At 69.0% G+C, this 7,971-nt stretch carries 9 protein-coding genes; 8 read left to right on the top strand and 1 reads right to left on the bottom strand.

What is annotated here, in order from left to right; translation table 11 throughout:
• The first annotated feature begins 1 nt into the window (after position 1).
• From AX744_RS08795 to AX744_RS08830, 8 genes are all read left to right on the top strand, one after another.
• Complete coding sequence (locus AX744_RS08795) at positions 2-892, top strand: TIGR03943 family putative permease subunit (protein ID WP_231728767.1); 891 nt, start codon at positions 2-4, stop codon at positions 890-892.
• The gene (locus AX744_RS08800) at positions 882-2,741 is read left to right on the top strand and encodes a hypothetical protein (RefSeq protein WP_231728768.1); all 1,860 of its coding nucleotides are present in this window, start codon (positions 882-884) and stop codon (positions 2,739-2,741) included. Before AX744_RS08795 ends, AX744_RS08800 begins: the two co-directional genes overlap by 11 nt.
• 1 nt (position 2,742) lies before the next feature.
• A complete protein-coding gene (locus AX744_RS08805) occupies positions 2,743-3,501 on the top strand; it encodes a DNA-3-methyladenine glycosylase (RefSeq protein ID WP_058632989.1) in 759 nt (252 codons plus the stop codon).
• A 190-nt stretch (positions 3,502-3,691) separates the two neighbouring features.
• A complete protein-coding gene (gene rpmB / locus AX744_RS08810; RefSeq protein WP_017203559.1) occupies positions 3,692-3,928 on the top strand; it encodes a 50S ribosomal protein L28 in 237 nt (78 codons plus the stop codon).
• Entirely contained in the window at positions 3,928-4,098 is a 171-nt protein-coding gene (gene rpmG / locus AX744_RS08815) for a 50S ribosomal protein L33 (protein ID WP_017203558.1), read from the top strand. The genes rpmB and rpmG overlap by 1 nt, the downstream gene beginning before the upstream one ends.
• Before the next feature lie 3 nt (positions 4,099-4,101).
• On the top strand, positions 4,102-4,407 hold the full coding sequence (gene rpsN / locus AX744_RS08820; protein WP_017203557.1) for a 30S ribosomal protein S14: 306 nt from the start codon (positions 4,102-4,104) through the stop codon (positions 4,405-4,407).
• Positions 4,408-4,718: 311 nt separating this feature from the next.
• On the top strand, positions 4,719-5,006 hold the full coding sequence (locus tag AX744_RS08825; protein WP_017203554.1) for an HU family DNA-binding protein: 288 nt from the start codon (positions 4,719-4,721) through the stop codon (positions 5,004-5,006).
• 88 nt (positions 5,007-5,094) lie between these two features.
• Complete coding sequence (locus tag AX744_RS08830; protein WP_082738461.1) at positions 5,095-7,095, top strand: cytochrome c oxidase assembly protein; 2,001 nt, start codon at positions 5,095-5,097, stop codon at positions 7,093-7,095.
• Positions 7,096-7,113: 18 nt separating this feature from the next.
• Here AX744_RS08830 and AX744_RS20620 read toward each other — a convergent pair.
• Positions 7,114-7,971, bottom strand: an 858-nt coding sequence (locus AX744_RS20620) for a hypothetical protein (RefSeq protein WP_061016367.1), incomplete at its 5' end; no start/stop codon positions are given.

Here is a 7,971-nt window from a genome sequence, read left to right on the forward strand (position 1 = left end):
CGTGGCACTGTCTGAGCGCGTGGCGCTGTCTTCGCCCACCGCAGCGCGCGTTCGCGCTCTCGGCACCCGCTGGCTGGGTGTGGGGCTGGCCGCCGTGATCTCGGTCGTCACCCTCGGTCTCGGTCTCACCGGACGCCTCACCCTCTACATCAGCCCCGAGTCGGTGTGGTTCGCGTGCACAGCCGCCGTCGTCACCCTGGCCGGTGCGATCTGGTCGTGCACCCTCCCGCTCGGCGAGGAGAGCGACCACGGTCACGATCACGGGCATGCCCCTGCGCCCACACGCCGCAAGTCACGCGCGGAGAGTGCCGCCCGGGATCACGCCGACCGGGAGCACGCCGACCCGGAGGACGGCGACGGGCGCCCAGCCACTGCGCCCTCGTCGCGCCGCACGCTTGCCGGGGTCGCCGCCGTCACGGGTGGTGTCATCGCCTCCGGGGTGGTGGTGGCCGGCCTCGTGCTGCCGCCCGCCTCGCTGTCCGTCGAGCTCGCGATGTCGCGCGCGGGAGAGCAGAGTGCGTTGTTCGCCGGTGCCGACACGGTGGCCCTCGGCGTCGCCGACACCTCGACGTTCGGCGTCGGCGACTGGGCGAGCGTGTTCGCCGCAGCGACGAACACTGCCGCGTATGACGGTGCGCCGGTGAAGCTCACGGGGTTCGTGACCCCGGACGATGCCGACGACGGTGTCAATCTCACCCGCCTGGTCATCACGCACTGCGTGATCGACGCGCAGACCGCCATCCTCCCCGTCGACGTGAAGCCCGACGACTACGCGACCGGCCAATGGGTCGAGATCACCGGAACAGTGCGTGCGGATGCCGATGGGAAGCTCCGCATCGAACCGACCGACGTCGTCGCGATCGACGAGCCGGGGGACCCCTATGAGTACTGACGACGAGCGCCCAGAGGTGCCCGCCGTCCCGCGCACACGCGCGGAGATGCGTGCGGCGCGAGAAGCCGCCGAGGCAGCGGAGGCGGAGCGGATCGACCGCGTGATCGCCTCCGCCGAACACGTCGCCGCGGCGCCGGACCACGATCCGCACACCGCGGATCCCTCGTCTGCCGACCAGCCGGATGCCGTCGCAGACGAGGCAGTCCTTCGTGAAGCTGCCGTCCGTGAGGCTGCGGTGCGCGAGGCGGGCGACCGTGAGGTCGCCGAGCAGGAGGCCGCAGCCCGGAAGATGGCAGCCTTCGAGGCTTCAGCCCGAGAAGACGCGGAGGCGACCACCCTTCCGCCCGTCCCGCTCGCGACTGAGCCCGTGTTCGTCGGCGCGGCCCCGGACGTCGAGAGGGAGCGCGCAGAGGCCGCGGAGCCGAACACGCCTCCGGCCCCTCGCGTCGCGGCAGAGCCGGAGCCCGTGCAGACTCCGGGGAGCCGTCGTCGCTTCGTCGTCACGCTCGCCGCCGTGCTGGGTGTCCTCGTCATCGTCGGAACGGGGCTGGGTGTCGCGAGCCTGCTCCAGGGACCGCGCATCAGCGACGTGCAGGTGAACGCCGCGCAGGCGATCGAGTCCTCAGGCAGCCGCGTCATCCTCACCGCGAACCAGGCGCTCGCCGACATCGACCCCGCGCAGGTGACGGTCGAGCCGGCGGTGCCGTTCACCGTCGATGCCTCCGGTCGCGGCGTGGGGGTGCGATTCACCGTCCCGCTCGACGATTCGACCGAGTACACGATCCGCGTGGCCGATGTCGTCGGTGCCGGAGGCGGCCCGACGACGACGCTGACCACGAGCTTCACGACGCCGCCGTCGAACATCTTCCTGCTACGCCGCGACGTCGAGGGCAAGGACAAGATCTTCCTCACCGACCTCAGCGGAGAGAAGGCCGTCGCGGTGTTCGAGCACGACAAGATCAACGACTTCCGTGCGACATCGACGCAGCTCGTGGTCTCGGTCGAGGAGGACGACGGATCCCGCCTGCTCGTGATGGACCGCGACGGCAAGAACCAGCGTGAGCTGAAGCTCCCCGGTGACGGCTACGTGGGGGCGATCCAGGTCTCCGAGCGCGGCGGCCTCGTCGGCTACAGCTACTCGGACAAGGAGCTCAGCGATACCGAAGGGCGCGCGAGCGTCCTCGTCACGCAGTCGCTGAGCGGCGACGACGACCCGCAGATCATCGAGGTCGCCGGTGCCGAGGCGAGCGTGTTCGTGTGGCAGTTCGTTCCCGACAGCGCGGCCGTGCTGTTCATCGACTTCGACGGAGCGCTCTCGCTCGTCGACCGCTCGACCGATGCCGGCGTGCAGTCGCTCGGTCTCGCGGCCACCATCCAGGGGATCTCCCGAGGCACGTACACCGCGATCGTGGAGCGGCTCGACGGAGCCGTGGTCGAACTCGATCTGGCCGACGGCTCGGAGCAGCCCCTCGCCGCTTCGGACCCCGACTACGGCACGGCGAGCTCCATCACGCCGTTCCCCGGCGGCACACTGCGTCACGTCGTCGCGCGTGACGAAGAGGGTCTCCCGATCGGACAGGTGGTCGTGCGGGTGGACGACGACGGTGCGGCGACCCCGCTGGTCGAGGTCGGGTCGACGGACTCGATCCTCCAGGCCTGTGCATCGCCGAGCGGTCAGTATGCCGCCGTCGTCGTCGCGCCAGACCTGGCGAACAACGCCTACGACGGGATGCTGCTGCCGCTTCCCGAGAACGTCGAGACGCACCTGATCGACATGGACTCGGGCAAGGAGCTCGTGGCCCTCACCGGCTTCGACGCCTCGTGGTGCCAGACGGCCCCGAGATTCTGAGATGACCGGCGGCCCCGACCCCGTGCGCGGTGCAGGGCCGCAGGAGGCTCTGCGCCGCGCCGTCCGCACCGACCTGAGCGGCTCCGCCGTCGACGTCGCTCCGCGTCTGCTGGGTGGAGAGCTGCGCACGTTCATCTCCACAGCGACGGAGGCGGACCCGGTCGAAGTGCGGCTGCGCATCACCGAGGTCGAGGCCTATCACGGCCAGGGCACGGGGGAGATCCCCGACCCCGGGTCGCACGCCCGCATGGGACGGACGGCGCGCAATTCGACCATGTGGGGTGAGCCGGGGCGTCTCTACGTGTACCTGAGCCACGGCATCCACTCCTGCGTCAACGTCGTGTGCGGACCGGAGGGACAGGGCGACGGCGTGCTGCTCCGCGCCGGTGAGGTCGTGGCAGGGGTGGAGGCTGCAGCCCTGCGTCGTGGCGTCGCCCTTCCGCTCGGGCGCATCGCGCTGCGGGACCTCGCCCGCGGGCCGGGCCGCCTCGGGCAGGCTGTGGGCCTGCGACATCCGCTGCACGACGGGATCGACGCCGTCACGGCAGGCCAGCAGCACGGGGCGCGGGCGGAACTCTGGCTGGGGCCGCAGCGCGACGACGTGGTGAGCGGCCCTCGGGTCGGAGTGGCAGGCGTCGCGGGGACCGCGGCATTCCCGTGGCGCTTCTGGATCGACGCGGATCCCACGGTTTCCCCGTTCCGATGGGGACGCGGTGCGGCCGAGGCGTCGAGTCGCGCGAACGGCTCGATGTCGGCCTGAGCTGGTGCCGTGTGCGCGATGCGAACCGCGGCGCCGGCCGTGCTAAACTGACTCTTTGTCTGCGCACACTCCTGTGCGCAGTTCGCATGCTTCCCCTTCTGCGGCCGAGAGATCGGCGGGTCGTGGTCGTGTGCAGACAAGGGATCTTGGGTGGGGCCGTCCGGCCTCACGGTATAGAAGGAGTCACATCATGGCAGCAGTGTGCCAGGTGACCGGAGCTGTTCCCGGCTTCGGACACAATGTCTCGCACTCGCACCGCCGGACGAAGCGCCGCTTCGACCCGAACGTGCAGAAGAAGACGTATTTCGTTCCCTCGCTCGGTCGTAAGATCACGCTCAACGTGTCCGCCAAGGGCATCAAGGTGATCGACGTCCGCGGCATCGAGAACGTGGTCAAGGACCTCCAGGCGAAGGGTGTGAAGCTCTAATGGCCAAGAAGGCTCAGGACGTCCGTCCGATCATCAAGCTGCGTTCGACGGCAGGTACGGGTTACACGTACGTGACGAAGAAGAACCGCCGCAACACCCCCGACCGCCTCGTGCTCAAGAAGTACGACCCGGTCATCCGTCAGCACGTCGAATTCCGAGAGGAGCGTTGATCAATGGCTAAGAAGAGCAAGATCGCTCGCAACGAGCAGCGCAAGGTCATCGTCGAGCGTTACGCCGAGCGTCGCGCCGAGCTGAAGAAGACCCTGATCGACCCGAACGCCACCGACGAGGCCCGCGAGGCCGCACGCGTCGGCCTGCAGAAGCTGCCGCGCAACGCGTCGCCGGCTCGCGTGCGTTCGCGCGACGTCATCGACGGCCGCCCCCGCGGTGTCCTCACGAAGTTCGGCATCTCGCGTGTCCGCTTCCGTGACATGGCACACCGTGGCGAGCTGCCCGGTGTCACCAAGTCGAGCTGGTAAGTCTCAGCAGACAGTCGAAAGGGGCGAGGATCTTCGGATCCTCGCCCCTTTCGCGTCCCTGCACCGCGAGCCGGGTCAGGTGATCACGCCGGATCAGGCCGTTTCCTGGACCTGCTCTCCGGCCCGCCGAGGCCCCCGAACATGTGACTGGAGTGACAAAAGTGACGCGACACGCCCAGTAATTGCCCAAAACCCGCGAAATGACGCGGAAATGAGGGTGGTCGTTGGTACATTCAAGGCGGTCGACAGACCAGGAGCATCCGCTCCGACACCCCACAACGATGCGACGGTCTTCGTCGCTGGAGGATGACATGGCTGACAAGTCCATCACCAAGACCGAGCTCGTCGCGAGCATCGCTTCCGCCACCGGCCAGAGCCAGGCCACCGTCTCCGGTGTCCTCGACTCGCTGTTCGCCACGGTCTCCGACGCTGTTGCCAAGGGCAGCAAGGTCTCCATCCCGGGCTGGATCTCCTTCGAGCAGGTCGACACCGCTGCTCGCACGGGCCGCAACCCGCAGACCGGTGCCGAGATCAAGATCCCGGCCGGCAAGCGCGTCAAGGTGACCGCTGGTTCCAAGCTCAAGGCTGCCGTCAAGTAATTCGACCGCACCTCTTCGAAGGCCGCTCCCGTTCCGACGGGGGCGGCCTTCGTGCTTTCTCATCGCCGGGCGCGCCTAGGCTGGAGGGGTGAGTTCCCGCAGCGAGTCGACGAGTCGGATTTCGGCGTATCGCGTCTCCGGCGTCGCCATCCTCCTCGTCGCCGCCCTCGTGGCCCTGGTGCTGGCGCTCCTCGTGGGCGGCGGGGCCAAGCCGCCCCTGCTGCAGGACCCCGGTCCGTTCGTGCTCTGGGGCACGCCCGTGGCCAAGCTCGTCATGAACGTCTCCGGTGCCGTCATGCTCGGCTCGCTCGTGCTCGCGCTCTTCGGTCTGCGCGCGGGGGAGCGGTCGTTCGATGCGGCTCTGAACATCGCCTCGGTCGGTGCCGCCGTGTTCACGGTGTCCGCGGGCCTCGCCGGGTTCCTGGCCTTCATGGCCGCCTTCAACCCGAAGCTCAGCATCGAGCGCGAGTTCGGCTCTCAGCTCGGCCGCTTCCTGCTGGAGCTGCCGCTGGGTCAGTCCTGGCTCATCACCACCATCTTCGGTGCCATCATCACGGTGCTGGCGTTCGCCTGGCGCTCGTGGACGCCCACGCTCATCACAGCGCTGCTCGCCGCGGCGTCCTTCCTCCCCCTCGCGACGCAGGGGCACGCCGGAGACCTCGCCGGGCACAACATGGCGGTGAACTCGATCCTGCTCCACACGATCGGCGCCGCGGTCTGGCTCGGTGGCCTCCTGCTGCTCGTGCTGCTGCGGGGGCGGACCGACGTCGACCCCGTGCGCCTCGTCGGCCGCTACTCCTCCCTGGCGATCGCCGCGTTCGCCGTGGTGGCGTTCTCGGGGGTCACGCGGTCGGTCGTCGCGGTCGGGAGCTGGGAGGCCCTGTGGGCGACTCCGTACGGCTGGATCGTGCTCGCCAAGATCGCCCTCCTCGGGGGCATGGGACTGCTGGGCGCCTGGTACCGGTCCCGCCTCATCCCCAAGCTGACGGGTCAGCGCGCTGCGGGCTGGTTCTGGCTCCTGGTGCTGTGCGAGGTCGCGCTGATGGGCCTCGCCTCGGGTGCGGCAGCCGCTCTCGCACGCACGCCTCCGCCCACCGGTGAGGTCGCTGCCTTCGCCCAGACCCCCGCACAGATCCTCACCGGCTCGACGCTGCCTCCGGAGTTGACGCTGGAGCGCTGGTTCACCGCCTGGGACTTCGACGTGCTCTGGCTCGTCGCTGCCGGCTTCGGCCTGTTCCTGTACCTCGCCGGCGTGCGACGCCTGCGGCTGCGCGGCGACCGGTGGCCGATCCATCGCACCGTGTTCTGGGTGCTCGGCATGCTGTTGCTGGTCTGGGTGACCAGCGGCCCGCTCAACGCGTACCAGGAGTACCTGTTCAGCATCCACATGATGGGCCACATGATGCTGTCGATGGCCATCCCGCTGCTGATGGTCTCCGGCGCCCCCATCACGCTCGCCCTCCGCGCGATCCACAAGCGCGACGACGGCACGCGCGGTGGTCGCGAATGGATCATGTGGGCCGTGCACTCTCCGTTCGCGCGCGTCGTGACCCACCCGTTCGTCGCTGCCGCGATCTTCATCCTGTCGCTGTGGGCCTTCTACTTCACCGATCTGGTGCGGTGGTCGATGTACGAGCATCTCGGCCACGAGTGGATGGTGATCCACTTCCTGATCTCGGGCTATCTGTTCGTGATGAGCCTGATCGGCGTCGACCCCGTCCCGTACCGTCTGCCGTACCCTGGCCGTCTGATCACCCTGATCGCTGTGATGGCGATGCACGCCTTCTTCGGCATCGCCATCATGATGCAGGAAGGCCTCATGGTCGCCGACTGGTTCGGCTCGATGGGGCGCGACTGGGGTGTCGACCCGATGATGGACCAGTACGTGGGGGGCGGCATCGCATGGTCGATCGGCGAGATCCCCACCCTGATCCTCGCGATCACCGTCGCGATCCAGTGGAGCCGAAGCGACACGAAGCTGCAGAAGCGCCGCGACCGGCATGCCGACCGCACCGGGGACGCGGAGCTCGAGGAGTACAACGCCAAGCTGGCGGCCCTCGCCGAGCGCGACAGCCGCGAGGGGCGCTGACGCCGAAGTGGGGTCCGGTCAGTCGACCGGGGCTTCGCTGGGGGAGCCGACCCTGATCGATGCCGTGCCGTCCGGCAGGATCGTGATCGTCCCGTTGAGCTGGAACGGCACGTCTTCGGACAGCGGCTGGACCTTGCCGTCGAACAGCGACCTGATGTCGACGTCGACGTGGGCGACCGCGTCCGTCGACGGAATCTGCCACTGTCCGCCGTCGGGTGCGACCGTGACACGGGGCTGGGTGGCGATCGACCACTTCGGAGCGGACGCGAGACGATTCGTGACCCGCAGGCCGAACGGGCAGGCGGTCGGCTGGAGGACCTCCTGCGTCGTGCACTCGGCGAGGAAGGACTCGACGCGCTCCTGGACCACGTCGATGAACGCCTCCGTCGGCTCGGTCTGCACATCGAGCGGCGTGATGGCCAGCGGTGTGTCCGCGAGAACCCCGTGGCCCGAGGCGGTCGAGATCGGGGTGTCGACCGTCACCGCATACAGTCCCGGTGTGAAGACGAGCAGGGGCAGCGGGTCGAGCGAGGCGGCGTCGACCCCGTCGACCGAGATCTGGCGCCTGTCGACCTCGAACCCGTTCACGGCGAACCGGTCTGCGCCACGCAGCGTCAGATCCACCACGGCCAGCGGGCTGGTGGTGAAGCGCCAGTTCGGGGTGACGCCCGCCCATCCGTCCTGCTCGATCAGGAAGGTGCTGGTTCCCGGATGGCCGCTCGCCCGGTAGTCGACGGTGACGGCCGTACCGCCTTCCGCCGGCTCCTCGGAGGTGACCTTCACATCGGTCAGGGGGGCGAGCGCGGCGTGACGGAGCATGGCCTCGGACGCGGCGGGATCGATGCCGGCGGCGTCGAGGGTCTCGCGATCGACCGC

Source organism: Microbacterium sp. CCH5-D1 (assembly GCF_001557335.1).
GTDB classification, from domain to species: Bacteria; Actinomycetota; Actinomycetes; order Actinomycetales; family Microbacteriaceae; genus Microbacterium; species Microbacterium oxydans.

Coding starts and splice junctions, on each gene's coding strand:
- AX744_RS08800 (WP_231728768.1), top strand. CDS start 882: ATGAGTACTGACGACGAGCGCCCAGAGGTGCCCGCCGTCCCGCGCACA.
- AX744_RS08805 (WP_058632989.1), top strand. CDS start 2,743: ATGACCGGCGGCCCCGACCCCGTGCGCGGTGCAGGGCCGCAGGAGGCT.
- rpmB (WP_017203559.1), top strand. CDS start 3,692: ATGGCAGCAGTGTGCCAGGTGACCGGAGCTGTTCCCGGCTTCGGACAC.
- rpmG (WP_017203558.1), top strand. CDS start 3,928: ATGGCCAAGAAGGCTCAGGACGTCCGTCCGATCATCAAGCTGCGTTCG.
- rpsN (WP_017203557.1), top strand. CDS start 4,102: ATGGCTAAGAAGAGCAAGATCGCTCGCAACGAGCAGCGCAAGGTCATC.
- AX744_RS08825 (WP_017203554.1), top strand. CDS start 4,719: ATGGCTGACAAGTCCATCACCAAGACCGAGCTCGTCGCGAGCATCGCT.